Origin of the sequence: Streptacidiphilus sp. P02-A3a, assembly GCF_014084105.1 — a bacterium.
Lineage (GTDB): Bacteria > Actinomycetota > Actinomycetes > Streptomycetales > Streptomycetaceae > Streptacidiphilus.
In genome coordinates this window covers 1268933-1293603 of the sequence record NZ_CP048289.1, presented here as the reverse complement: position 1 = coordinate 1293603, position 24671 = coordinate 1268933, and the positions used below count along the sequence as shown (strand labels likewise).

Genomic DNA, 24671 nt, shown 5'->3' with positions numbered 1-24671 from the left:
GCGGCGGCGCCCGCGGCGGCGCCGACGCCGGGGCGGTGACCTGTCCGGGCATCCGCCGACCGGTCCGACGGCGGCCGGATGTCGGCTCAACCAGCGTGCCGCACAAGCTGGTTGGAGCCGATGGAGTTGGCGATGGCGAAGCTCACGGTGCCCGAGCGGTAGCGGTCGTCGGACCACTCGATGGGCCGCCCGGCGTGGGTGGTGGTCACCCGGCGGATCCGCAGCAGCGGGCCGCCGCGGCGGATGCCGAGCAGGTCGGCGTCCTGGGTCCCGGCGGCGACCGCGTCGATGATGTGCTCGCCGTACGCGAAGATGATGCCGATGTCCTGGTAGAGGGCCTGGACCACGGACTCGGTGTCGACCGGGATCCGCTCCACCGCCTCGGCCATCCACAGCGGATACACATTGCGTTCCACCAGCACCGGCTCGCCGTCGAGGCCGCGCAGCCGGAGCACCTGTAGCACCGCGTCACCCGGCGTGATCAGCAGCCGCTCGGCGTCCTCCTCGGTCGCCGCCCGGCGGTGCTGTTCGATGACGTGCCCGGTGGCCACCCGCCCCATGGCGTGCGCCCATTGGGCGAAGCTGCGCAGTTCGGCGAAGCTCTGGCTGCGCCGGTTGCCGAGGACCACCCGGCGGGCGCCCTGGCGCGAGCCGATCCGGCCCTCCGAGGTGAGCGCGGCGACAGCCTGGCGGACGGTCCCCCGGGACACCTCGTAGCGGGCGGCGAGCTCACTCTCCGTGGGCAGGGTGCCGCCGACGGGGTACTCCCCCCGGTCGATGGCTTGGCGCAGTTCCTCGGCGATCTCTTCGTGGCGTGCGGCCACAGCACGGACCTCCTGGTCGGACGGACGCGGGCACCGGGCACCCGGCCGCGCGAGACCGATTGTGCACAGTCAGGTCGCGTGCGGAGCGAGGCGCGCACGGCATCCCAGCAGCGGGCGGGCAGAACGAGCGAAGCGGCGTGATCGTACCGTTATCCAAGGACGCTGGGGAAATGTTGATCAGAGTGGCGGAATAACGACAGGCAACGGAACGCAGTTGTACCGGCCCCGTTCACCTGCCGGTCATCCTGCTCGGGCGTACTGTCATCAACTTGTCCGAACAAGTAGTCCGAAGGGTCCTTTCCTTCGGCCCCTCCTTCAGACGCCTTTATCAGGAGCCATCGTGACCTCCTCCCGTTCCCGGGCCGCCGCCCTCACCGGCTGCCTGGTGGCCGCAGCGCTCACCCTCAGCGCCTGTGGTTCCGCGGCCTCCAGCAAGACCTCCACCAGCGCCTCCTCGGGCAGTGTCTCCGCCGCCAGCGCCACCTCCGCGGCCCAGTTCGGCGGCATGGACGCCCTGGTCAAGGCAGCGCAGCAGGAGGGCCAGCTCAACGTCATCACCCTCCCCAGCAACTGGGCGAACTACGGCACGATCATGGCCGCCTTCACCAAGAAGTACGGCATCAAGATCAGTGACGAGAACCCCGAGGGTTCCAGCCAGGACGAGATCAACGCGATCACCACCCGCAAGGGCCAGGACCGCGCCCCCGACGTGGTCGACATCGGCAGCGCCTTCGCGGCGAGCGGTGCCCAGCAGGGCCTGTTCGCTCCGTACAAGGTCGCCACCTTCGCGGACATCCCGACCGGCCAGGCCGACCCGAACGGCCTGTGGGCCAACGACTACGGCGGCTACATCTCCATCGGCTGCAACGCCTCCAAGATCAAGGTCTGCCCGACCACCTTCTCGGACCTGCTGAACCCGGTCTACAAGGGCCAGATCGCGCTGAACGGCAACCCGACCCAGGCCAACGCGGCCTTCTCCGGCGTGTACGCGGCGGCCCTGGCCAACGGCGGCTCGCTCGACAACATCCAGCCCGGCCTGGACTTCTTCTCCAAGCTGCAGAAGATCGGCAACTACAACCCGGTGCAGGCCACCCAGGCCACCGTCGAGCAGGGTTCCACCCCGATCACCATCGACTGGGACTACCTCAACGCCGGCTACGCCTCCGCGTTCAAGTCCAAGGGCATCAACTGGGTCGTCAACATCCCGACCGACGGCGTCTACGCGAGCTACTACGACCAGGCCATCAACAAGTGGGCGCCGCACCCGGCCGCCGCCCGCCTGTGGGAGGAGTTCCTCTACAGCACCGAGGGCCAGAACGACTTCCTCGGCGGCTTCGCCCGCCCGGTCGAGTACCAGGCGCTGAAGACCGCGGGCACGCTGAACGAGGCCGAGAACGCCCAGCTGCCCACCGTCTCCGGCACGGTCGCCTTCCCGACCCAGGCGCAGATCACCACCGCCAAGGCCGCCATCGCCTCCGGCTGGACCAAGGCCATCGGCGGGTGAGCACCATCGACCCCACCGCCCCCGTCGGGGCAGCAGGGTCGGACCGCTCCCGCCGCCGCCTGCGCAGCTCGCTGCGCCAGGCGGCGGCGGGGCGGCTCGCCGTCCTGCCGCTCCTCCTCTTCGTCGCCGTGGCTTTCGGGGTGCCTGCCCTGGCCATGGCCTATGGCGCGTTCACCACCTACGCGCCCGGCAAGCCCAGCAGCTACACCGGCGGCAACCTCACGACCTCGCTCTCCGGCGGCTACCTGACCGCGCTGCTGGGCAGCATCAAGGTCTCCGCCACCGCCGCCGGGATCGCCACCGTGGCCGGGCTGCTGCTCGCCCAGGCCGTGGTCACCTCGCGGTTCGAGGCCCTGCGGCACGCCGTGCTCAGCGCCTCCGGCGTGCTCGCCAACTTCGGCGGCGTGCCGCTGGCCTTCGCCTTCGTGGCGACCCTGGGCAACAACGGCGTGCTCACCACCCGGCTGCACCTCACCGGCGCGGGCTGGGACCTGTACTCGTTCTGGGGCCTGGTCCTGGTCTACTGCTACTTCCTGATCCCGCTGATGGTGCTCAGCGTCATCCCCGCGCTGGACGGCCTGCGCCGCCAGTGGCGCGAGGCCGCCCAGAACAACGGTGCGAACTCGGTGCAGTACTGGCGCTATGTCGCCCTGCCGGTACTCACCCCGTCGCTGCTCGGCGGTTTCGTGCTGCTCTTCGGCTCGGCCTTCGCCGCGTACGCCACCGCCGCCGCGATGGTGGGCTCGTCGATCCCCCTGATCACGCTCCAGATCGCGGAAGCGCTCAACGGCAACGTCTCCGCCGACGCCAGCAACATCGCCCTGGCGATGAGCCTGGACATGGTGGTCATCTCCGTCCTGGTGATGGCCCTGTACCTGCCCCTGCAACGCCGGAGTGCCCGATGGCTGGTGTGAGCAACGTTGGCGTGGCAAGCGCCCTCGAAGACCCGACCGTCGCCTCCGGGAACGGCCGGGCCAGGAAGCGGACCGACCGGTCCCGGCCACGCCTGGGGCGTACGGCCATCCTGCTGATCTCCGGCCTGTACTTCGTCGGACCGCTGGCCGGCTCGTTCATGTTCACCGTGGACGACCCGGTCAAGGGCTTCACGCTGAGCGCCTACAGCCAGATCTTCAGCGTGAGCGGGCTGTGGCCCTCACTCCAGTTGTCGCTGCTGCTCGCCGTGGCCACGATCGCCCTGGTGTTCCTGCTGCTGATCCCGACCGTCATCGCCGTCCGCCTCGGCAGCCCCCGGCTGCGTTCGGTCGTCGAGTTCGTCTGCATGCTGCCGCTGGTGGTGCCGTCCATCGCACTCACCGCGGGCATCAACATCCTCCTGCGCTGGGGCAGCGACAACCTCGCCAGCACCCCCTTCTGGGACACCCTGCTCGCGGTCCAGAACGCGAGCTTCCCGGTGGTGCTGCTGCTCGCCTACGTGGTGATGGCGCTGCCGCTGGCGTTCCGCACCCTGGACGCCGGTATGCGCGCGCTGGACGTGCGCACCCTGCTGGAGGCCGCGCAGAACAACGGCGCGAACCGCACCCGCGCCATCTTCTTCGTGGTGCTGCCGAACCTGCGTGGGGCCATGCTCAACGCGGGCATGCTCACCCTGGCCCTGGTGCTGGGCGAGTTCACGGTCTCCTCGATCCTCGGCTACACCCCCTTCGCGGTGTGGATCGTCAACGGCAACGTGGCCGGCGACGGCACCGTCACCACCGCCGTCTCGCTGGTGAGCATGGTGCTCACCTGGGCCGTACTGCTCATCCTCTCGGTCACCGGCGGCCGCCGCTCGGCCGCCGCCAAGCCCGCCTAATCAAGGGAGCCACCCCCATGTCCAACGCGGCCCCCACCGTCGCCACAGTCGTATCACCCGCCACCGACAAGAGCGCCACCGTCGAGTTCCGCGGGCTGCGCCGTGCCTTCGGCGCGACCACCGCCCTCGACGGCCTCGACCTCACCGTCCACCCCGGGGAACTGCTGGCCCTGCTCGGCCCCTCCGGCTGCGGCAAGACCACCGCCCTGCGGATGCTGGCCGGCTTCGAGATCCCCGACTCCGGCGAGGTCCTGGTCGACGGCCAGGACATCACCTCGGTGCCCGCGCACCGCCGCGACGCCGGCATGGTGTTCCAGTCCTACAGCCTGTTCCCGCACCTCAACGCCCGGGACAACGTGGCCTTCGGGATGCGCATGCGCGGCACCGCCACCGCCGAGCGCCGCCGGCGCGCCAACGAGCTGCTGGAGCTGGTCGGCCTGCCCAAGCACGGCGACCGCTACCCGCACCAGCTCTCCGGCGGACAGCAGCAGCGCATCGCGCTGGCCCGCGCCCTCGCGCTGCGCCCGCGGGTGCTGCTGCTGGACGAGCCGCTGTCCGCGCTGGACGCCAAGGTCCGGCTGAACCTCCGCGAGGAGATCCGCAGGCTCCAGCAGGAGCTCCAGATCACCACCCTGTTCGTCACCCACGACCAGGAGGAGGCGCTGTCCATGGCCGACCGGGTCGCGGTGATGTACAACGGCCGGCTGGAGCAGTGCGCCACGCCCGCCGAGCTGTACGCCCGCCCGGCCACCGCGTTCGTCGCCGAGTTCGTCGGCACCATGAACCGGATCCCCGGACACATCGACGCCGACCCGACCGTGGTCGACGTGCTCGGCCAGCGGCTGCCGGTCGACGGCACCCCGCTCGCCGTGCACACCGCCGTCGACGTGCTGGTCCGCCCGGAGAACGTGGTACTGGAAGCGCGGGCCGACGGTACCGCCCAGGTCACCGGCACCACCTTCCTCGGCGCGGTCACCCGGCTCACGGTGCGGCTGGAGGACGGCTCGACCCTCAAGGCCGACCTGTCCACCCACGACGCCTCGGTCCTGCCCGCGGGCAGCACCGTCGCCGTCCGGCTGCCCGAGCGCCCGGTCCTGGTCGACGTCCGCGACGCCCGCTGAGACCCAGCCGCCCCCCGGCTCGGCTCCGCACCGGGCAGAGCCGTACCGAACCGATCCCTACAGAGAGCAGCGCCCCCGTGCCATCCCGCACCGCCGCCACAGCCCGCACCCTGCACGCCGTCCTGTTCGACATGGACGGCACCCTCGTGGACACGGAGGATCTGTGGCGGCACGCGGTGGAGCGGGAGGCCGAACTGCTCGGCCTGGTCCTCGGAGCGGACGACCAGCCGCACATCCTCGGCCGCCCGGTCGAGTACACCGCCGGCCACCTGCACCGCGGCAGCGGCACCAGCCGCACCCTGGCCTCCGTCGCCGCCGCCCTGGACCACCGGTTCACCACCCTGGTCGCGGCCCAGGTGGTCCCGCTGCCGGGCGCGCTGGAACTGCTGGACGCGGTCCGGGCCGCCGGGCTGAGGACCGGACTGGTCTCCGCCTCGCCCCGGAACGTGGTGGACATCGTGCTGGAGGCACTGGACCGGCGCCGCTTCACCGTCTCCTTCGCCGCCGGGGAGACCCCGCAGACCAAGCCCGCCCCCGACCCGTACCTGGCGGCGGTCGCCGCGCTCGGGCTCAACTCGGCGGACTGCGTGGCCGTCGAGGACACCCCGGTCGGCGTCGCCTCGGCCGAGGCGGCGGGCTGCTCCGTGGTCGCCGTCCCCTCCGCCACGCCGATTCCCGCCGGTCCCGGCCGGGTTGTCGTGCGCAGCCTGCTGGACGTGGACCTGCCGCTGCTGCACACACTCGTCGCCGGCCGGTAGCGTCGACGACCATGCCGCCCTACCTGTTCCTGGCGCTGGCCATCTCCAGCGAGATCTGCGCGACCGTCTCGATGAAGTTCAGCGAGGGCTTCACCCGGCTGCTGCCGAGCATCGTGGTGGTGCTCGGCTACGTCTTCTCCTTCGTGATGCTCAGTCAGGCGCTCAAGCACATATCGGTCAGCACCGCCTACGCGATCTGGTCCGGGGCCGGGACGGCGGTGGTGGCGGCGATCGGCTTCACCTTCCTCGGCGAGGGCATGAACGCGCTGAAGCTGGTCGGCATCCTGCTGATCATCGCGGGCGTGGTCGCGCTCAACCTCGGCGGCGCCTCGCACTGACGCACCGCCCGACGCGAAATCGCCCCACCCGGAACGGCCCCACACGGAAGATTCACCTTGCACGGAGGATCGCCTTCCCGTTGAGCCTTTCCGATCACCCGGGCGATTGACATACTCCTGTGCGACGGCGCCGACGGCGCCACCCACGGAAGGTGTGCCGCACCGATGACGAGCAGCATCACCCTCGACGGCAACTCGCTCACCGCCGCCCAGGTGACCGCACTCGCCCGGCGCTCGGTGCGGGCCAGGGTGGATCCCGCCGCGCGGGAGCGGATGCGGCAGGCCCGGGCCGTCGCCGAGGAGGTGGCCGACCGCCGCCGGGTCTACGGGCACACCACCGGCGTGGGCTCGAACCGCAGCACCGACCTGCCGGAGCAGGCCGCCGACGAGCACGGGATGCGGCTGCTGCGCAGCCACAGCGGCGGCATCGGCCCGCTGGTGCCGGTCGAGGAGACCAGGGCGATGCTGGCGGTGCGGCTGAACCAGATCCTCGGCGCGGGCTCCGCGCTGTCACCCGAGGTCGCCGACCGGCTGGCGGACGCGCTGGCGTCCGGACATGTGCCGGTGGTGCACGCGCTGGGCTCGGTGGGCACCGCCGACCTGTCGGCGCTGGCCGAACTCGGGCTGGCGCTGGCCGGGGAGCAGCCCTGGCGCCGGGCCCGGCACGGGGCGGACGGCGGCGGTGACGCGGCCGAACCGGCCCCGCTGGCGCTGGACCGCTGGGACGCGCTGCCGCTGATGTCCAGCAGCGCGTTGACGATAGGCCAGGCCGCGCTGGCGCACACCGACCTGGCCGCACTGCTGGACCGGTTCCCGCAGGTCGCGGCGCTGTCGCTGGCGGCGGTCCGGGGCTCGGCCGAGCCCTACGCGGCGATCGTGCACGCCCGTCGTCCGCATCCGGGCGCGATGCGCACGGCGGCGCGGATGCGGGCGCTGCTCGAACCGCTGCCGTGGACACCGTCGCTGGTCCAGGACCCGTTCGGGTTCCGCTGCCTGCCGCAGGTGCACGGAGCCGCGCTGGACGCGGCGGCGGGGCTCGCCCGGGTACTGGACGTGGAGATCAACTCCGCCGCCGAGAACCCGCTGCTGGCGCTCGCCCCGGCCGACTACCACCACCACGGCGGCTTCCACCAGGCCTCGCTGGCACTGGCGTTGGACCAGCTGCGGCTGGCCGTGCTGGGTACCGCGCAGCTCTCGGCGGCCCGGCTCGGCGTACTGGTCTCGCCGGCCTTCACCGGCCTGGCGCCCTACCTCGCGCAGGACGAGGACGGCAGCAGCGGCATCATGATCACCGAGTACGCGGCCGCCTCCGCCATCGCCGAACTAAGGGGCGCGGCACAGCCAGTGACGCTGGGTCATGCGGTGCTCTCGCGCGGCGTGGAGGAGCACGCCAGCTTCGCCGCCACCGGCGCCCGCCGACTGCTGGAGGCCGTGGCCTCCACCCGGTCGGTCCTGGCCTGCGAACTGCTCGCCGCCACCCGCGCGTTGCGCATGCGCGGCACCCTCCTCGACCCGACCGGCGAACTGGGCCGCTTCCAACGCGAGGCGGCATCGACCCTGGACGCCGCCACCGAGGACCGCAAGCTCACCGCCGACCTGGAAGCAGCCGAAGCCCTACTGGCCAACTAACCGACCAGAAAAGCCGCGACGGCACGGTCACCCCCGGCGCAGCCGCCGGGCACGGTCCTGACCGGGCGGGCGAACGGCCCTCGGCGCGGTGCCGGGGGCCGTTCGTGTCTGCGCGGCTCAAGAGAGGGCCGGGTCGATGGTTACGGCAGGTTGCGGGCCATGACGATGCGCTGGACCTGGTTGGTGCCCTCGTAGATCTGGGTGATCTTGGCGTCGCGCATCATCCGCTCCAGCGGGTAGTCGCGGGTGTAGCCGTAGCCGCCGAGCAGTTGGACGGCGTCGGTGGTGATCTCCATGGCGGCGTCGGAGGCGAAGCACTTGGCCGCGGCGCCGAAGAAGGTCAGGTCGCTGTCCTCGCGCTGGGAGCGGGCGGCGGCGGCGTAGGTGAGCTGGCGGGCGGCCTCCAGCTTCATCGCCATGTCGGCGAGCATGAACTGGATGCCCTGGAACTCGGCGATGGCCTTGCCGAACTGCTTGCGCTCCTTGACGTACCCGGCGGCGTAGTCCAGCGCGCCCTGGGCGATGCCCAGCGCCTGGGCGGCGATGGTGATCCGGGTGTGGTCGAGGGTCCGCATCGCGGTGGCGAAGCCGGTGCCCTCGGCGCCGATGATCCGGTCGGCCGGGATCCGGACGTTGTCCAGGTAGACCTCCCGGGTCGGCGAGCCCTTGATGCCCAGCTTCTTCTCCGGGGCGCCGAAGGAGACGCCCTCGTCGCCCTTCTCCACCACGAAGGCGGAGATCCCCTTGCTGCGCTTCTCCGGGTCGGTCACGGCCATCACCGTGTAGTACTCGCTGACCCCGGCGTTGGTGATCCAGCGCTTGACGCCGTTGAGGACCCAGCTGTCGCCGTCGCGCACCGCGCGGGTCTTCATCCCGGCGGCGTCGGAACCGGCGTCGGGCTCGGACAGGCAGTACGAGAACATGCCCTCGCCCCGGGCCAGCGGGGTCAGGTAGCGGCGCTTGAGGTCCTCGTCGCCGGAGAGGATCACCGGCAGCGAGCCGAGCTTGTTGACGGCCGGGATCAGCGAGGAGGAGGCGCAGACCCGGGCCACCTCCTCGATCACGATGACGGTGGCCAGCGCGTCCGCGCCGGCGCCGTCGTACTCCTCCGGCACGTGTACCGCGTGCAGGTCGTTCGCCAGCAGCGCGTCGAGCGCCTCCTGCGGGAACCGGGCCTGTTCGTCGACCTCGGCCGCGAACGGCGCGATCTTCGCCTCGGCCAGCGAACGCACCGTCTCGCGGAGCATCTCGTGCTCCTCGGAGATCCGGAAAAGGTCGAAGTCTGCGGAACCGCTGGACGCCACGCGCCTCACCCCAGGTTATCTACTGTTAAGTAACGTTTGGTTACAGCTGAATTCTAGAGCTTCCGAGCCCCCTGTCGACGCGTGACGTGCACAACAGCCCGCGGCGGTGCTGGCGTACGATCTCCCAAGCCAAAGTCTCCTGAACCGGAGGAGATGATGCACCGCAACGTCCAGCGGAAGGACAGACGCCGTGAGGATCACCGTCATCGGCACCGGCTACCTGGGGGTCACCCACGCCGCCTGCCTGGCCGAACTGGGCTTCGAGGTGCTGGGACTCGACATCCTGCCGGAGAAGGTGGCCGCCCTGGCCGCCGGGAACGTGCCCATGTACGAGCCCGGGCTGGAGGAGCTGCTGCGGCGGCATCTGACCGGGTTCGAGGGCTCCACCGGGCGGCTGCGGTTCACCACCTCCTGGGAGGAGGTGGGCGCGTTCGGCGACGTCCACTTCGTCTGTACGAACACCCCGCAGCGGCGCGGCGAGTTCGCCTGCGACATGTCCTACGTCGAGTCGGCGTTCGACCTGCTCGCCCCGCACCTGGACCGGCCGGTGCTGGTGGTCGGCAAGTCCACCGTCCCGGTCGGCAGCGCCGAGCGGCTGGCCGAGCGGCTCGCCGAGCGCGCGCCGGTCGGGGCCCAGGCCGAGGTCGCCTGGAACCCGGAGTTCCTGCGCGAGGGCTTCGCGGTCAAGGACACGCTGCACCCCGACCGGCTGGTGATCGGGGTCCGCAGCGAGCACGCCGAGGCGGTGCTGCGCGAGGTGTACGCGCCGCTGCTGGCCCAGGGGACGCCGCTGGTGGTGACCGACTTCGCCACCGCCGAGCTGGTGAAGGCCGCCGCCAACTCCTTCCTGGCCACCAAGATCTCGTTCATCAACGCCATGGCCGAGGTCTGCGAGGCCTCCGGCGCGGACGTGGTGCAGCTGTCCGGTGCGCTGGCCTACGACGACCGGATCGGCGGGAAGTTCCTCAACGCCGGGCTCGGCTTCGGCGGCGGCTGCCTGCCCAAGGACATCCGTGCCTTCATGGCCCGGGCCGGGGAGCTGGGCGCCGACCAGGCGCTGACCTTCCTGCGCGAGGTCGACTCGATCAACATGCGCCGCCGCTCGCGGATGGTCGAGCTGGCCCGCGAGCAGTGCGGCGGCGGCTTCCTCGGGCGCCGGGTGGCCGTCCTCGGCGCGGCCTTCAAGCCGGACTCGGACGACGTCCGCGACTCCCCCGCGCTCAACGTGGCCGGGCAGATCCAGCTCCAGGGCGGACAGGTCACCGTCTACGACCCCAAGGCCATGGACAACGCCCGCAAGATGTTCCCGGCGCTCGGCTTCGCCGACAGCGCGTTGGAGGCCGCCGAGGGCGCGCACGTGGTGCTGCACCTCACCGAGTGGCGCGAGTTCCGGACCATGGACCCGGAGGCGCTGGCCAAGGTGGTCAGCGAGCGCCGGATCCTGGACGGGCGCAACGTGCTGGACCCGCAGCAGTGGCGCGCGGCGGGCTGGACCTACCGGGCGCTGGGCCGCCCCAGCTGACCCCGGGGGCGGTCACTCCCCCGGCGCGAGCCGGGGGATCTCGATGGCCGGGCAGCGGTCCATCACCATGTCCAGACCCGCCCCCCTGGTCCGCTCGTAGGCGGCCTCGTCGACCACCCCCAGCTGGAACCAGACGGCCCTGGCGCCCACCGCCACCGCCTGGTCGGCGACCTCCCCGGCCAGACCGCTGTTCACGAACACGTCCACCACGTCGATCGGGAACGGCACCGCCGCCAGCGACGGGTACCCCTGCTCACCGAGGACGGTCCCGGCCGCCGGGTGCACCGGCACGATCCGCTTCCCGTAGCGCTGGAGCACCCCGGCGACCCCGTACGCGGCCCGCTGCCGGTTCTCGGACAGCCCCACCACCGCCCAGGTGTCGCCGCTGTCCTCCAAGATCCTGCGGACCGTCTCCGTGTCGCCGTACATGCCAGACCTCCTGCGTGCGCTGTCCGGATCCACCACTGTCGGAACCACTGCTGTCGGAACCACTGCTCTCGGTCCCAACACGGCACCGTGCCCGGGAATTTCCCGGCCGCTCAGTCCGCCTCGGCGGGGCGGGCGCCGCCGAAGCGGGAGCGGTAGCCGTCCAGTTGCTCGTCGGTGATCTTCGCGAAGAGCACCGGGGGCACGCTGAAGGCGGTGCCCGCCGGGACCGAGTCCAGGGCCCGGGCCTGCTCGGCGGTGAACCACGACCGGGTGTCCCCGGTCAGCGCGAAGGCCGAGCGCATCACCCGGGCGGTGGTCGGCACGAACGGCTCGGAGACCACCGCGTACAGGTGGATCAGGTTCATCGCGGTGCGCAGCGTCAGCGCGGCGGCGTCCGGGTCGGTGCGGACCCGCAGCCAGGGCGCCTGCTGCTCCAGGTAGGTGTTGCCCGCCCGCCACAGCGCCCGCAGCGCCCGGGCGGCGCGGCGGAACCGCAGCGCGTCCAGCTCGGCCTCGTACTCGGCCAGCAGCTGGGCGATCCGCTCGCCGAGCTGCCGCTCCGGCTCCCCCGGCTCCCGCCCGTACGGGACCTGGTCGCCGAAGCGCCTGCGGGAGAAGGACAGCACCCGGTTGACCAGGTTGCCGAGGGTGTCGGCCAGGTCCTTGTTGACCGTGGCGCGGAACAGCTCCCAGGTGAAGTCGCTGTCGTCGGACTCCGGCGCGTGCGCCATCAGGAAGTAGCGCCAGTAGTCGGCGGGCAGCAGCTCCAGCGCCACGTCGAGGAACACGCCCCGGTGCCTGCTGGTGGAGAACTTGCCGCCGTAGTAGTTCAGCCAGTTGAAGGACTTGAGGTAGTCGACCATCCGCCACGGCTCGCGGGTGGCCAGCTGGGTGGCCGGGAACATCACCGCGTGGAAGGGGACGTTGTCCTTGCCCATGAACTGCGTATAGCGGACGCTGTCCTCGCCCCGGCGCCACCAGGACTCCCAGTCGCCGCCGCCCGCGTCGGCCCACTCCTTGGTCGCGCCGAGGTACTCGATCGGGGCGTCGAACCAGACGTAGAAGACCTTGCCCTCGGCCGCCGGCTCCAGCCAGAGGTCGGCCGGGACCGGGACGCCCCAGTCCAGGTCCCGGGTGATCGCCCGGTCGCGCAGCCCCTCGGCCAGCCACGTGCGGGCGATCGAGGAGGCCAGCACCGGCCAGTCCCGGGCGTGCTCGTCCAGCCACGCCTCGACCTCACCCGCCAGCAGCGACTGGAGCAGGAACAGGTGCCGGGTCTCGCGCACCTCAAGATCGGCGCTGCCGCTGATCGCCGAGCGCGGATCGACCAGGTCGGTCGGGTCGAGCACCCGGGCGCATTGCTCGCACTGGTCGCCGCGGGCCTGGTCGTAGCCGCAGTACGGACAGGTACCGACGATGTAGCGGTCCGGCAGGAAGCGGCCGTCGGCGACCGAGTAGACCTGCCGGACCGACCGCTCCTCGATGAAGCCGTTGGCCGCCAGGGCCCGGGCGAAGGCCTGGGTGATCTCGGTGTTCTGCGCCGAGGAGCTGCGCCCGAAGTAGTCGAAGGACAGGCCGAAGCCCTGGTAGACCGCCCGCTGCGCCCGGTGCTGCCGCGCGCAGAACTCGGCCACCGGCAGCCCGGCCTGCCGCGCGGCGAGCTCGGCCGGGGTGCCGTGCTCGTCGGTGGCGCAGATGAACAGCACCTCGTGGCCGCGCTGCCGCAGGTACCGGCTGTACACGTCCGCCGGGAGCATCGACCCGACCAGGTTGCCCAGGTGCTTGATCCCGTTGATGTAGGGAAGCGCGCTGGTGACCAGCTGGCGAGTCATCCTCGGAGGCTCCGAATCCTTTGGCGGGCAGGCTCGGTGACAGTCTGTCATCGCGCGTCGACCCCATGCTACCGAGCGGACGGCGCCTCCCCGGCGGCATTCCGGCGGGGCCGCCTGCCGTGGCGGCGGGGTGCGTACGCTTGGCCGCATGCGACTGGACGGGGTGAGCCAGCGGTACCGGCGGCGGGGCGGGTGGGTGCTGCGCGATGTGAGTCTCGAACTGCCGCCGCCCGGGCGGCTGGTGCGCGTGCGGGGTGGGAACGGGGGCGGCAAGTCCACGTTGTTGCGGCTGGTCGCCGGGGTCTGCGAGCCCACCCGGGGCAGTGTCCGCGAGCGCCCGGAGCGCCGCGGCTACGTGCCGGAACGCTTCCCCGCCGCACTGCCGTTCACCGCCCACGACTACCTGTGCCACCTCGGCCGGATCCACGGCCTGCGCGGCGCCGAACCCGGCCGTCGGGCCGAGGCGGCGCTGGAACGCTTCGGCGCGGCGGGCTTCGCCCGCACCCCGCTGGCACAACTGTCCAAGGGCACCTGCCAGAAGGTCGCGGTCGCCCAGTCCCTGCTGGCCGAACCGGAGTTGCTGGTCCTGGACGAGGCCTGGACCGGTCTCGACCAGTCGGCCGCGGACGCCCTGGACCAGGCCGTGCAGGAGCGGCTGGCGGCGGGCGGGGTGGTGCTGTTCGTCGACCACGACCCCACCCGGCTCGCCGAACTGCCCTGTGTGTCCTGGCTGGTGGGCGATGGCCGGGTACGCGAGACAGCGGCCGACCGGGGCCGACCGACGCTGCGGCTGACCTTCAGCGGACGCCGCGACGGGGGCAAGGGCCTGGCCGAACTCCCGGGCGTGCTGGACGTGCTGGGCGTGCTGGACGTGCTGGAGTTGGCCGAGGCCACCGGCCGGGAACGGTCCGACCGGTCCGACCGGTCCGACCGGACGGACGATACGGACCGGCCGGGCGGGTCCGCCGGGCGGATCCGGATGACCGTCGAGGCGGATCGCGGTGACGAGCTGCTGCGGCTGCTGCTGGCCGATCCGGATGTGCACATCGAGGCTGTCCAGTGAGTCAGTTGACGCGCTATCAGCTGATGCTGCTGCTGCGCTCGCAGCGCTGGCTGCCGCCGGTGCTGCTGTTCGCGCTGCTGATCGTGGCCGGGTGGTTCGGCGGCCAGCAGTACGGCGACTCGCTGGGCTGGTGCGCCGCGATGCTGGTGCCCGCGACCGCCTACCTGACCCGGACCGTGCTCACCGGCGAACCGGCGGCGGCTCGCGCCTGCCTGGCCGCCGTCGCCGGTCCGCGCCGGGCACACCTGGCCGCGCTGTACGCGGCGCTGGCGGTGAACACGCTGCTGGCCGTGGTCGGCGGCGGCTTCGAGTGGCTGGTCAGCAGCCCGCCCCCGGGCCTGGCACATCCGCCGCTGGCGGCCATCGCGCTGCACGGCTCGGTCAGCATCCTGGTCGGCCTGCTCAGCGGCACCGCCCTCGGCGCGCTGTGCGCGCCGCCGGTGCTGCGCCGCCCGGCAGCGGGGGTACTGGCCCTGGCCGCCGCCTCGATCACGCTGCTGGTGGCGCCGGTCTCACCGGTGAACGCCGCGGTCCGCGCGGTCTTCACCTCCTCCTCGGCGTCGGCGACGACCAGCGACCCGCTGCTGCCGCTGGCCGCCGCCGCGCTGCTGCTGGCGCTGGCCTGGGCGGCGGCGGTGCGCACGGCCGGTCGAACGGAAGGCAGTTGACCGGCCGTCAGTGACGAGCACGGCTGACGACCGGTCAACTGCGCTGCCGGTCAGGCGTCCAGCTGCTCGATCCGGGCGATCGAGGGCCGCTCGTCGCGCAGTTCGCGGGCGGCGTCCTCGGCAGCGCGGAGCACCCGTACCGCGTTGCTCCAGGTCAGCTTCGCCAGGTCGGCCCGCGACCAGCCACGGGTGAGCAGTTCGGCGATCAGGTTCGGGTAGCCGGAGACGTCCTCCAGGCCCTGCGGGGTGAACGCGGTCCCGTCGTAGTCGCCGCCGAGGCCGATGTGGTCGATCCCGGCGACCTCGCGCATGTGGTCCAAGTGGTCGGCCACCGTCGCCGGGGTCGCCATCGGCCGCGGGTGCTCGGCCTCGAAGGCGCGCTGCACCTTCATCGCGTCCGGCGTGGTGTCCAGCGCGTGCAGCCCGTGGGCCTCCATGTTCGCGTCGGCGGACCGGGTCCAGGCGATGGCGGCGGGCAGGATGAACTTCGGGACGAAGGTCGCCATGGCGACCCCGCCGTTGCCGGGCAGCCGCTCCAGCACGTCGTCCGGGATGTTGCGGACGTGGTCGCAGACGGCGCGGGCGGAGGAGTGCGAGAAGAGCACCGGCGCGCGGGTGACCCGGAGCGCGTCCCGCATGGTGTCCGCCGACACGTGCGAGAGGTCCACCAGCATCCCCAGCCGGTTCATCTCGCGGACCACCTCCTCGCCGAAGCGGGTGAGCCCGTGGGCCACCGGCTCGTCAGTGGCGGAGTCCGCCCACAGCAGGTTGTCGTTGTGAGTGAGCGTCATGTACCGCACGCCCAGGGCGTACAGCGCCCGCAGCGTGGCCAGCGAGCAGTTGATGGAGTGCCCGCCCTCGGCGCCCATCAGCGAGGCGATCCGGCCGTCCGCCCGGGCCGCCTCCATCTCGTCGGCGGTGCGGGCGAGCCGCAGCTCGTCCGGGTAGCGGGCGGCCAGCGCCCGGACGCAGTCGATCTGCTCCAGGGTGGCGCTGACCGCGTGGTCCCCGGTGTAGTCCGTGCGGACGTACACCGACCAGAACTGCGCCCCCACGCCACCGGCCCGCAGCCGGGCCAGGTCGGTGTGCAGGTAGGCCCGTTGGTCTGCGGCCAGGTCGCGCTGGTCCAGGTCGTAGCCGACCTGGCCGCGCAGCGCCCAGGGCAGGTCGTTGTGGCCGTCCACCACCGGGTGGTCGGCCAGCAGCGCCCGGGCCCGGTCCAACAGGTCGGCGGCGGGGGGCTGGTAGCTCACGCCGGTCAGCTCCCGAAGCCGAAGCCGCTGCTGCCGCTGACCTTGCCGCGCAGCTTCTTGCCCTTGGCGGTGGCCTGGGCGTTCAGCTCGTCCTGGAAGTCCCGCATCCGCGAGGCCAGTTCCGAGTCGAAGGCGGACAGCTGACGGACCGCCAGCAGTCCGGCGTTGCGGGCACCGCCGATGGAGACGGTGGCGACCGGAACCCCGGCCGGCATCTGCACGATGGACAGCAGCGAGTCCATGCCGTCCAGGTACTTCAGCGGCACCGGCACGCCGATCACCGGGAGGGTGGTGACCGAGGCCATCATCCCCGGCAGGTGCGCGGCGCCGCCCGCGCCCGCGATGATCGTCTTCAGCCCGCGTCCGGCGGCGGCCTCGCCGTACGCGATCATCTCGCGCGGCATCCGGTGCGCCGAGAGGACGTCCACCTCGTAGCGGACGTCGAACTCGTCGAGGGCCTGTGCCGCGGCCTCCATCACCGACCAGTCGGAGTCCGACCCCATCACGATGCCGACCAGCGGCTGCTCGCTCATGCGCTGCTTCCCCTCACGTTCCACGCCGACTGTCTCTTTCCACCACGGTTCCACGGGGCCGACCAACGGTGCCGACCAGCGTGCGGCTACTCGGTGATGTCGCCGCGCAGGTACCCGGCAGCGTGCCGGGCCCGTTCCCGGACGTCGTCCAGGTCGTCGCCGAACACCGTGACGTGGCCCACCTTACGGCCGGGCTTCACGTCCTTGCCGTACATGTGCACCCGCAGCCCGGGGTCGCGGGCCATGCAGTGCAGGTACGCGTGGTACATGTCGGGGTAGTCGCCGCCGAGGACGTTCACCATCACCGTCCAGCGGGCACGCGGGCGCGGGTCGCCGAGCGGCAGGTCCAGCACCGCCCGCAGGTGGTTCTCGAACTGCGAGGTCACCGCGCCGTCGATGGACCAGTGGCCGGAGTTGTGCGGACGCATGGCCAGCTCGTTGACCAGGATCCGGCCGTCGCGGGTCTCGAACAGCTCGACCGCGAGGTGCCCGGTGATGTCCAGTTCACCGGCCACCCGCAGCGCCAGCGCCTGCGCCTCGGCGGCGAGCTCCGGGCTGAGGTCGGGCGCGGGCGCGGTCACCTCGTGGCAGATGCCGTTCTGCTGCAGGGACTCGACCACCGGGTACGCCACGGCCTGGCCGTGCGGGGAGCGCACGACGTCGGCCGCGAGCTCCCGGACGAAGTCGACCTTCTCCTCGGCCAGCACCGCCACACCCGCGCGGAACGGCTCGGCGGCCCCGGCCTGGTCGTGGACCACCCACACGCCCTTGCCGTCGTAACCGCCCCGGGTGGTCTTCAGCACCACCGGCCAGCCGTCCCCCTCGGCGGCGAACGCGGCGACGTCGGCGGGGTCCGCGACCAGCCGGTGCCGGGGGCAGGGCACCCCGAGCGAGTCCAACTTGGCCCGCATCAGGCCCTTGTCCTGCGCGAACACCAGCGCGTCCGGGCCGGGACGGACCGCGACGCCCTCCGCCAGCAGCGTCCGCAGGTGCTCGGTGGGGACGTGCTCGTGGTCGAAGGTGACCACGTCGCAACCGGCCGCGAAGCGGCGCAGCGTGTCCAGGTCGCGGTAGTCGCCGAGGACCACGTCGTTCACCACCAGCGCGGCCGAGTCCTGCGGGGTGTCCGCGAGCAGCCTGGTCCTGATGCCGAGCGGGATCGCCGCCTGATGGGCCATGCGGGCGAGCTGCCCGCCTCCGATGATGCCGACCACTGGAAAAGTCACACCTGAAGGATATCCGGCGGCCCGAGGACCCGTTTCCGCAGGCCCGCCGCCCGGCCCGGGCACCGGTCGGCTCGGCCCGGCGGCGGTCCGGGGTGGAGTCCGGGACCCCGGCGGGTGGGGTCCCGGACTTCCGACTACCCTGGCGATTGGAGGCTCCGCCCAGGAAGGGGGCTCCGCTGGGGCGCACGACTTCCTTGAGAGTCGGATGAGATGTTCGCGGCTCGGCACCGCCCGGCGGCACTCCCGGGACTAGGCTGTCCACCGCTCCCTGAGCCACCAAAGAGACGGACCCACATGAAGCCCAACCAAGCGGCGCCCCCGCCCGGCCTCCTTCGTCGGTTGGCGAACGAGCTGGCGAAGTTCGGTGTTGTCGGGATAGTCGGCGTGGTCATCCAGATGGTGGCACTGGCGATCCTGCTGGACGTGATGCCCGGCGCCACCGTGCGGGCGAACATCATCGCCACGCTGATCGCCATCGGCACGAACTACATCGGCTACCGCTTCTGGGTGTACCGGGACGCCGACGCGCAGACCCGGACCCGTGAGATCACGCTCTTCCTGGTCTTCAGCGGCATCGGCCTGGTCATCCAGAACGCCGTGCTCTACGCCCTCACCTACGGCCTGGACATGCACGGCAAGTCCGTGGCCATGTTCTTCACCGTGATCGGCATCGGCGTCGCCACGCTGTTCCGCTTCTGGGCGTACCGCACCTTCGTCTTCACCCGTTCGGCTGAGGCCGACGCCGCGGTGACCGGCCCGGTCGGGGTCGGCGGCGCGGTCGCCCAGGCCGAGCAGATCCTGGTAGAGACCCGCACCAAGCAGGGACCCCCGAGCCACGCCAAGAAGCGCGTGAGCTCCCGCCGGGCCTGAACCACCCCGCGCCGCGCGCGCCGGGCAGCCCCGGGCGGCCGTGCTCGCCACCCCTCGACCTGGCGGCCGAGACTGCGCTTACTGCTCCTCGACCTGACGGCCGAGGAAGAGCGCGAACACCGGCGGTCGCTGGGACAGCAGGTCCAGTCGGCCGCCGTCCGCTTCGGCGAGGTCGCGGGCGACGGCCAGGCCGATGCCGGTGGAGTTGTGGCCGCTGACGGCGCGCTCGAAGACCCGCGCGCCCAGCTCGCTGGGGACGCCCACGCCCTCGTCCTGCACCTCCAGTACCGCTGAACTGCCGCGGACCCGGGTGCGGATGGTGACCGAGCCGTCGCCGTGCATCAGCGAGTTCTCGATCAGCGCGGCCAGTACCTGGGCGACCGCGCCCGGCGTACCGATGGCCTTGATGCCCGGGGGGCCCTCCAGGTAGAGGGTCCGCCCGTAGCGGCGCAGCGCCGGGCGCCACTCCTCGACCTGCTGCTTGATCACCTCGTCCAGATCGAAGGACACCGCCGAGGCGTTGCGCTGGTCGCGGCTGTTGGTGAGCAGCCGCTGGACCACGTCGGTCAGCCGTTCGACCTGGACCAGCGCGATCGCCGCCTCCTCCTTGACCGTCTCCGGGTCGTCCGTCTCGGCGATCTCCTCCAGCCGCATCGACAGCGCCGTCAGCGGGGTCCGCAGCTGGTGCGAGGCGTCGGCGGCGAGGCGGCGCTCGGCGGTGAGCATCCGGGCGATCCGCTCGGCGCTGGAGTCCAGCACCTCGGCGATCCGGTCCAGCTCGACGATGCCGTAGCGGCGCTGCCGGGGCCGGGGGTCGCCGGAGCCCAGTCGCTCCGCCGTCTCGGCGAGCTCGACCAGCGGCTGCGCCAGCCGCCGGGACTGCCAGACCGCGAGCAGCGCGGCGGCCAGCACGGTCAGCACGGTCACCGCGATCAGCAGCAGCAGCATCGCCCGGATCTCGCGGTCCAGCGGCTCCCGGGACTGCTGGACCAGCACCTGCTCGCCGTGCGCGCCGGTCTCCCGCGCGGTCAGCGGGTCGCTGCCGACCGGCTTGCTACCGAGGGTGATCGGGGCCTGGCCGGGAACATCGACCAACGCGTAGCGCTGGGCGTTCTGGTCGGCGAGCCCGGACAGCGACTCGGAGTCGATCGGCTCGCCCGCGACCATGCGGTTCTCCACCACCCCGACCAGGTGCTGGGCCTCGGCGGTGACCAGGCCCTGGGCGTTGCCCTCGATGCTGCGCTTCTCGACCAGCCCGAGCGGCACGCAGAACAGCGCGACCACCACCAGCACGACGGACAGTGTGGAGTTGATCAGCCTGCGTTTCACAAGTCCGGCTCAGCTCTTCTCGAAACGGAAGCCCACCCCGCGCACGGTGGTGATGTAGCGGGGGCTGGCGGCGTCGTCGCCGAGCTTCTTGCGCAGCCAGGAGATGTGCATGTCGAGGGTCTTGGTCGAGGTCCACCAGGTGGTGTCCCAGACCTGGCGCATGATCTGCTCCCGGGTGACCACCCGCCCGGCGTCCCGGACCAGCACCCGCAGCAGCTCGAACTCCTTCGCCGACAGCTGGAGTTCCTCGTCGCCGATCCAGGCGCGGTGCGACTCGATGTCGATCTTGACGCCGTGCGCGCCGGTGGTCAGGTCCACGCTGCCGCGCCGCAGCAGCGCCCGCACCCGGGCCAGCAGCTCGGCCAGCCGGAACGGCTTGGTGACGTAGTCGTCCGCGCCCGCGTCCAGGCCGACGACGGTGTCCACCTCGTCGGCGCGGGCGGTGAGCACCAGTACCGGGAAGCCGTGGCCCTCGGCGCGCAGCCGACGGCAGACCTCCAGGCCGTCCATCCCGGGCAGCCCGAGATCCAGCACCAGCAGGTCGATGTTGCCGCCTTCCAGGCCGGCCTCCAGCGCGGACGGGCCGTCCTCGCGGACCACGACCTCGTAGCCCTCCCGACGCAGCGCGCGGGCCAGCGGCTCCGAGATGGCGATGTCGTCCTCGGCGAGCAGTACACGGGTCATGGGGTGAATCGTAGTGCTCCCGGGGCGCGGGCCCGGCGAACAATCCGACCCGCCACCCTCCCGACGGCGCAGGTCACAGTGTGTCACTGGGGGCCGGGACGCCCCCCGGGCACCGGGGGCAGGGCGGCGGTCAGACCTCCCGGACCCCGGCCCGCCACACCCCGGCGACCAGCGGCACCCCGGGCCGGTAGGCGAGGTGGACGTGGGAGGGGGCGTCCAGCAACGTCAGGTCGGCGCGGGCGCCGACGCGGAGGGTACCCACGTCGGTACGGCGCAGGGCCGCCGCTCCGCCCGCTGTGGCGGCCCACAGCGCCTCGTCCGGGGTCATCCCCATCTCCCGCACCGCGACGGCGATGCAGAAGGGCACGGAGGTGGTGAAGCTGGAGCCGGGGTTGCAGTCGGTGGACAGCGCCACGGTCGCGCCCGCGTCCAGCAGCCGCCGGGCGTCCGGGTAGACGGCGCGGGTGGAGAACTCCGCGCCGGGGAGCAGCGTGGCGACGGTGTCGGAACCGGCCAGGGCGGCCACGTCGGCGTCACTGAGGTGGGTGCAGTGGTCGGCGGAGGCCGCGCCGAGCTCGACCGCGAGCTGGACGCCGGGGCCCTCGGTGAGCTGGTTGGCGTGCACCCGGGGGGTGAGGCCGCGCTTCATTCCGGCGGTGAGCACCGCCCGGGCCTGGTCGCCGTCGAAGGCGCCGCGCTCGCAGAAGACGTCCACCCAGCGCGCGTGGGGGGCGCAGGCGTCCAGCATCGCGCCGGTGACCAGGTCGACGTAGCCGCCCGGGTCGTCGGCGTACTCCGGGGCGACCACGTGCGCGCCGAGGTAGGTGACCTCGTCGGTGTGCTGCCCGGCGATCCGCAGCGCCCGCGCCTCGTCCTCGACCGTGAGGCCGTAGCCGGACTTGCACTCCAGCACGGTGGTGCCCTGGCGCAGGGCCTCCTGGACGTAGCGGGCGACGTTGGCGTCCAGCTCGGCATCGGTGGCGGCGCGGGTCGCGGCGACGGTGGTGCGGATGCCGCCCGCCGAGTACGACTGGCCGGACATCCGGGCGTTGAACTCGGCGGTGCGGTCGCCCGCGAAGACCAGGTGCGCGTGGGAGTCGACGAAGCCGGGGACGACGGCGCGTCCGGCCGCGTCCACGGCCTGGTCGGCGGCGGGCGCGGCGGCGGCCGGGCCGACCCAGGCGATCCGGCCGCCGTCGAGGACGACGGCGGCGTCGGCGAGGACGCCCAGCGGGCCCGCGCCGAGGCCTGGATCGTTGGTTACCAGGCTGCCGATGCCGGTGATCACGGTGCTCATCAGTCGCTCCAGGGGGCTCAGCGCGGGCGGGCTCGGTGCGGGCGGGCGGGGTTCAGCGCGGCGGGGTTCAGCGCAGTGGGGCGATGGCGGCGGCCAGGGCCGCGCCGACGTCCGGGACGGCGGTGTGGACGCCGTCGCGGACCACCACCCGGCCGCCCACCACCAGCTCCCGGACGTCGGCCGATCCCGCCGCGAACACCGCCGTCTCGGCGCCCAGGCGCGGGTCGGGACCGGCGGTGCGCGGGCTGTCCAGGGCGACGGTGCAGAAGTCCGCGAACGCGCCGACCGCCAGCCGTCCGGCCTCGGGCCAGCCGAGCGAGGCGTGGCCGTCCTCGGTCGCGGCCCGCAGCAGCGCCGCCGCCGTCCAGTGGCCGCGCCGCTGGGTGGCCAGGCGCTCGTTCAGCTCCAGCGCCCGGGCCTCCTCGAACGGGTCGATCACCGCGTGGCTGTCGCTGCCGAGGGTGATCACGCAGCCGTCGTGGGCCAGCTCCCGGGCCGGGCCGATGCCGTCGGCGAGATCGCGCTCGGTGGTCGGGCACATGCAGACGATCGTGGACGAGTCGGCCAGCAGCCGCTTGTCCGCGCTGCTCAGGTGGGTGGCGTGGACGGCCGAGGTGCGCGGGCCCAGGGCGTGGTGCGCGGCCAGCAGCTGCGTGGGCGTCTGCCCGTGCGCCGCGAGGCAGGCCTCGTTCTCGGCGACCTGCTCGGAGAGGTGGACGTGCAGCGGCGCGCGGCGCTCGGCCGCCCACGCGGCCACGGTCGACAGCTGGTCGGCCGGGACCGCGCGGACGGAGTGGATCGCCGCGCCCACGCGGGCGTGCGCGCTGGGCTTCAGCTCACTCACGCGCGCCGCCCAGGCGTCCGCGTCGCCGTCGCTGAACCGCTGCTGGTGCCGGTTCGGCGGCTCGCCGAACCCGGCGGACAGGTAGCAGGTGTCCAGCAGCGTGATCCGCACCCCGGCCCGGGCGGCGGCCTCGATCAGCACCTCGCCCATGGCGTTCGGGTCGTCGTAGCGGGCGCCGCCGGGGGCGTGGTGCAGGTAGTGGAACTCGCCGACGGTGGTGATCCCGGCCTGCGCCATCTCCGCGTAGACGGCGGTGGCCAGCGCCAGGTAGCGCTCCGGGTCGAGCGCGTCGGCGGCCCGGTACATGGTGTCCCGCCAGGTCCAGAACGTCCCGCTGCCGACCTGGACGGTGCCCCGCAGCGCCCGGTGGAAGGCGTGCGAGTGGGCGTTGGCCATGCCCGGCAGGGTCAGCCCGGTGAGCCGCACCGCCCCGGCCGGGGCCGGGCCGCTGTCGGCGGTGACCGCGGTGATCCGGCCGTCCGCGACGGTGATCAGCACCTCGCGTTCGACCACCGGGTCGATCCAGGCGTACGGCGCCCAGAACGTCCCGCTCGGCTCGGACGTCCCGCCCGGTGCGGCGGCTACCTGCATGTCAGGTCCTCCAGGACGTCGGCCAGGGCGGCGGCCCCGGCCAGGCAGTCGGTCTCGGCGGCCCGCTCGCTCGGGGAGTGCGAGACACCGGTGGGGTTGCGGACGAACAGCATCGCGGTCGGCACCACGGCGGACAGGATGCCCGCGTCGTGGCCCGCGCCGGTCGGCAGGACCGGGGTGTCCGGGCCGAGCCGGGCCGCGAGCCGGTCCCGCAGGGGCGCGTCGAAGTCGACCACCGGCGTGTAGGACTCGCGTACCACCTCGGCGCGCACGCCGTCGCGTTCGGCCCGCTCCCGGGCGGCTGCCGCGATCTCCTCGACCAGGGCGGTGAGCGTGGCCTCGTCGGCGGCGCGCGAGTCCAGCCAGCCGCGCACCAGCGAGGCGATGGCGTTGGTGCCGTTCGGCTCGACCGCGACCTTGCCGAAGGTCGCCAGCGCGCCGTGCTGCCGGGCCTTCTTGCGGGCCGCGAGCACGGTGTTGGCGTAGCTCAGCATCGGGTCCCGGCGGTCCTCCAGCCGGGTGGTGCCGGCGTGGTTGGCCTCGCCGTGGAAGTCGAACCGCCAGCGCCCGTGCGGCCAGATCGCCGAGGCGACCCCCACCGGGTGGGGCGTGTCGGCGAGCAACCTGCCCTGCTCGACGTGGAGTTCGACGTACGCGGCGACCCGCGACAGCCGGTCCGCGTCGGCGCCGACGGCGCTCGGGTCCTGCCCGGCCGCCTCCATCGCGTCCGGCAGCCGGATGCCGTCGGCGTCCCGCAGCGCGTACGCCTGATCCTGCGTCAGCACCCCGGCGCTGAGCCGGGATCCGACGCAGGCGACGCCGAAGCGGGCGCCCTCCTCGTCGACGAAGTTGGTGATCGCCAACGGGCGCGCCGGAGTTGCCCCGCGCTCCAGCAGCGCGTCGAGCGCGGTGAAGGCGGAGACCACGCCCAGCGGCCCGTCGTACGCGCCGCCGTCCGGCACCGAGTCCAGGTGCGAGCCGGTGACGATCGCGCCCTCGCCCCGCGGATCGCCGTACCAGGCCCACTGGTTGCCGTTCCGGTCCACCTCCAGCAGCAGGCCGCGGGCGGCGGCCTGCTCGGCGAACCAGGCCCGGCACTCGGCGTCGGCCGCCGTCCAGGCGTGCCGCCGGTAACCGCCGGACGCGTCGTAGCGTCCGACCGGGAGCAGCTCGGCCCACATCCGGCGGTAGCCGTCAGCGGCCGCGCCGAGCTGCCCCTCCCACTGTGTCGCAACCCGCTCC

At 72.7% G+C, this 24671-nt stretch carries 23 protein-coding genes; 11 read left to right on the top strand and 12 right to left on the bottom strand.

Annotated elements, in window-relative coordinates; translation table 11 throughout:
- Positions 1–86 precede the first annotated feature (86 nt).
- Positions 87–824, bottom strand: a complete 738-nt coding sequence (locus GXP74_RS05980; protein ID WP_182450370.1) for a GntR family transcriptional regulator — start codon at positions 822–824, stop codon at positions 87–89.
- Positions 825–1164: 340 nt separating this feature from the next.
- On the opposite strand from GXP74_RS05980, the gene GXP74_RS05975 reads away from it, so the two are divergent.
- The 7 genes from GXP74_RS05975 (at position 1165) to GXP74_RS05945 (ending at position 7984) form a co-directional block, all read left to right on the top strand.
- Complete coding sequence (locus GXP74_RS05975; protein WP_182450369.1) at positions 1165–2328, top strand: ABC transporter substrate-binding protein; 1164 nt, start codon at positions 1165–1167, stop codon at positions 2326–2328.
- 5 nt (positions 2329–2333) lie between these two features.
- Complete coding sequence (locus GXP74_RS05970) at positions 2334–3242, top strand: ABC transporter permease (RefSeq protein WP_370468534.1); 909 nt, start codon at positions 2334–2336, stop codon at positions 3240–3242.
- Positions 3243–3253: 11 nt separating this feature from the next.
- Entirely contained in the window at positions 3254–4138 is an 885-nt protein-coding gene (locus GXP74_RS05965) for an ABC transporter permease (RefSeq protein ID WP_370468378.1), read from the top strand.
- A gap of 17 nt (positions 4139–4155) precedes the next feature.
- Positions 4156–5259, top strand: coding sequence for an ABC transporter ATP-binding protein (locus GXP74_RS05960; protein ID WP_182450367.1), 1104 nt, complete (start codon positions 4156–4158; stop codon positions 5257–5259).
- 77 nt (positions 5260–5336) lie between these two features.
- On the top strand, positions 5337–6017 hold the full coding sequence (locus GXP74_RS05955; protein WP_225447738.1) for an HAD family phosphatase: 681 nt from the start codon (positions 5337–5339) through the stop codon (positions 6015–6017).
- Between the two features lie 11 nt (positions 6018–6028).
- Positions 6029–6355, top strand: a complete 327-nt coding sequence (locus tag GXP74_RS05950) for a multidrug efflux SMR transporter (protein WP_182450366.1) — start codon at positions 6029–6031, stop codon at positions 6353–6355.
- A gap of 165 nt (positions 6356–6520) precedes the next feature.
- On the top strand, positions 6521–7984 hold the full coding sequence (locus GXP74_RS05945; protein WP_182450365.1) for an aromatic amino acid ammonia-lyase: 1464 nt from the start codon (positions 6521–6523) through the stop codon (positions 7982–7984).
- A gap of 140 nt (positions 7985–8124) precedes the next feature.
- Here the strand turns inward: GXP74_RS05945 and GXP74_RS05940 are convergent, their stop codons facing one another.
- Entirely contained in the window at positions 8125–9288 is a 1164-nt protein-coding gene (locus GXP74_RS05940) for an acyl-CoA dehydrogenase family protein (protein ID WP_304940909.1), read from the bottom strand.
- Positions 9289–9478: 190 nt separating this feature from the next.
- Here GXP74_RS05940 and GXP74_RS05935 point away from each other — a divergent pair, with 190 nt between their 5' ends.
- Entirely contained in the window at positions 9479–10810 is a 1332-nt protein-coding gene (locus GXP74_RS05935) for a UDP-glucose/GDP-mannose dehydrogenase family protein (RefSeq protein WP_182450363.1), read from the top strand.
- Positions 10811–10822: 12 nt separating this feature from the next.
- Here GXP74_RS05935 and GXP74_RS05930 read toward each other — a convergent pair whose 3' ends face one another.
- Both GXP74_RS05930 and metG read right to left on the bottom strand, forming a co-directional pair.
- On the bottom strand, positions 10823–11239 hold the full coding sequence (locus tag GXP74_RS05930) for a CoA-binding protein (protein WP_182450362.1): 417 nt from the start codon (positions 11237–11239) through the stop codon (positions 10823–10825).
- 110 nt (positions 11240–11349) lie between these two features.
- Positions 11350–13071 carry a methionine--tRNA ligase gene (metG, locus tag GXP74_RS05925; protein ID WP_182450361.1) on the bottom strand — a complete coding sequence of 574 codons (1722 nt, stop codon included), beginning with the start codon at positions 13069–13071 and terminating at the stop codon, positions 11350–11352.
- Positions 13072–13219: 148 nt separating this feature from the next.
- On the opposite strand from metG, the gene GXP74_RS05920 reads away from it, so the two are divergent.
- Together GXP74_RS05920 and GXP74_RS05915 are read left to right on the top strand one after the other, a co-directional pair.
- Entirely contained in the window at positions 13220–14134 is a 915-nt protein-coding gene (locus tag GXP74_RS05920; protein WP_182450360.1) for an ATP-binding cassette domain-containing protein, read from the top strand.
- Positions 14135–14139: 5 nt separating this feature from the next.
- Complete coding sequence (locus tag GXP74_RS05915; RefSeq protein ID WP_182450359.1) at positions 14140–14802, top strand: ABC transporter; 663 nt, start codon at positions 14140–14142, stop codon at positions 14800–14802.
- A gap of 50 nt (positions 14803–14852) precedes the next feature.
- Here the strand turns inward: GXP74_RS05915 and GXP74_RS05910 are convergent, their stop codons facing one another.
- The 3 genes from GXP74_RS05910 to GXP74_RS05900 form a co-directional block, all read right to left on the bottom strand.
- On the bottom strand, positions 14853–16055 hold the full coding sequence (locus GXP74_RS05910) for a dipeptidase (RefSeq protein WP_225447737.1): 1203 nt from the start codon (positions 16053–16055) through the stop codon (positions 14853–14855).
- Positions 16056–16060: 5 nt separating this feature from the next.
- Complete coding sequence (gene purE, locus GXP74_RS05905; protein WP_182450358.1) at positions 16061–16588, bottom strand: 5-(carboxyamino)imidazole ribonucleotide mutase; 528 nt, start codon at positions 16586–16588, stop codon at positions 16061–16063.
- An 86-nt stretch (positions 16589–16674) separates the two neighbouring features.
- Positions 16675–17814 (bottom strand): 5-(carboxyamino)imidazole ribonucleotide synthase, encoded by a 1140-nt coding sequence (locus tag GXP74_RS05900; protein ID WP_182450357.1) that lies wholly within the window; start codon positions 17812–17814, stop codon positions 16675–16677.
- 294 nt (positions 17815–18108) lie between these two features.
- Between GXP74_RS05900 and GXP74_RS05895 the strand changes: the two genes are divergently transcribed.
- On the top strand, positions 18109–18684 hold the full coding sequence (locus GXP74_RS05895) for a GtrA family protein (RefSeq protein ID WP_182450356.1): 576 nt from the start codon (positions 18109–18111) through the stop codon (positions 18682–18684).
- A 78-nt stretch (positions 18685–18762) separates the two neighbouring features.
- Here the strand turns inward: GXP74_RS05895 and GXP74_RS05890 are convergent, their stop codons facing one another.
- From GXP74_RS05890 to GXP74_RS05870, 5 genes are all read right to left on the bottom strand, one after another.
- Complete coding sequence (locus GXP74_RS05890; RefSeq protein WP_182450355.1) at positions 18763–20013, bottom strand: HAMP domain-containing histidine kinase; 1251 nt, start codon at positions 20011–20013, stop codon at positions 18763–18765.
- 9 nt (positions 20014–20022) lie between these two features.
- Entirely contained in the window at positions 20023–20697 is a 675-nt protein-coding gene (locus GXP74_RS05885; RefSeq protein ID WP_182450354.1) for a response regulator transcription factor, read from the bottom strand.
- 130 nt (positions 20698–20827) lie between these two features.
- Positions 20828–21994 (bottom strand): imidazolonepropionase, encoded by a 1167-nt coding sequence (gene hutI / locus GXP74_RS05880; protein ID WP_182450353.1) that lies wholly within the window; start codon positions 21992–21994, stop codon positions 20828–20830.
- Positions 21995–22061: 67 nt separating this feature from the next.
- Entirely contained in the window at positions 22062–23429 is a 1368-nt protein-coding gene (locus GXP74_RS05875) for a formimidoylglutamate deiminase (protein ID WP_182450352.1), read from the bottom strand.
- Positions 23420–24610 carry an allantoate amidohydrolase gene (locus tag GXP74_RS05870; protein ID WP_182456167.1) on the bottom strand — a complete coding sequence of 397 codons (1191 nt, stop codon included), beginning with the start codon at positions 24608–24610 and terminating at the stop codon, positions 23420–23422. The genes GXP74_RS05875 and GXP74_RS05870 overlap by 10 nt, the downstream gene beginning before the upstream one ends.
- Between the last annotated feature and the right edge of the window lie 61 nt (positions 24611–24671).

Bases quoted from the DNA above. Each gene is read 5' to 3' on its own strand.
- GXP74_RS05960 (WP_182450367.1), top strand. From the start codon at position 4,156: ATGTCCAACGCGGCCCCCACCGTCGCCACAGTCGTATCACCCGCCACC.
- GXP74_RS05950 (WP_182450366.1), top strand. From the start codon at position 6,029: ATGCCGCCCTACCTGTTCCTGGCGCTGGCCATCTCCAGCGAGATCTGC.
- GXP74_RS05945 (WP_182450365.1), top strand. From the start codon at position 6,521: ATGACGAGCAGCATCACCCTCGACGGCAACTCGCTCACCGCCGCCCAG.
- GXP74_RS05930 (WP_182450362.1), bottom strand. From the start codon at position 11,239: ATGTACGGCGACACGGAGACGGTCCGCAGGATCTTGGAGGACAGCGGC.
- metG (WP_182450361.1), bottom strand. From the start codon at position 13,071: ATGACTCGCCAGCTGGTCACCAGCGCGCTTCCCTACATCAACGGGATC.
- GXP74_RS05920 (WP_182450360.1), top strand. From the start codon at position 13,220: ATGCGACTGGACGGGGTGAGCCAGCGGTACCGGCGGCGGGGCGGGTGG.
- purE (WP_182450358.1), bottom strand. From the start codon at position 16,588: ATGAGCGAGCAGCCGCTGGTCGGCATCGTGATGGGGTCGGACTCCGAC.
- GXP74_RS05895 (WP_182450356.1), top strand. From the start codon at position 18,109: ATGAAGCCCAACCAAGCGGCGCCCCCGCCCGGCCTCCTTCGTCGGTTG.
- GXP74_RS05885 (WP_182450354.1), bottom strand. From the start codon at position 20,697: ATGACCCGTGTACTGCTCGCCGAGGACGACATCGCCATCTCGGAGCCG.
- hutI (WP_182450353.1), bottom strand. From the start codon at position 21,994: ATGAGCACCGTGATCACCGGCATCGGCAGCCTGGTAACCAACGATCCA.
- GXP74_RS05875 (WP_182450352.1), bottom strand. From the start codon at position 23,429: ATGCAGGTAGCCGCCGCACCGGGCGGGACGTCCGAGCCGAGCGGGACG.
- GXP74_RS05870 (WP_182456167.1), bottom strand. From the start codon at position 24,610: ATGTGGGCCGAGCTGCTCCCGGTCGGACGCTACGACGCGTCCGGCGGT.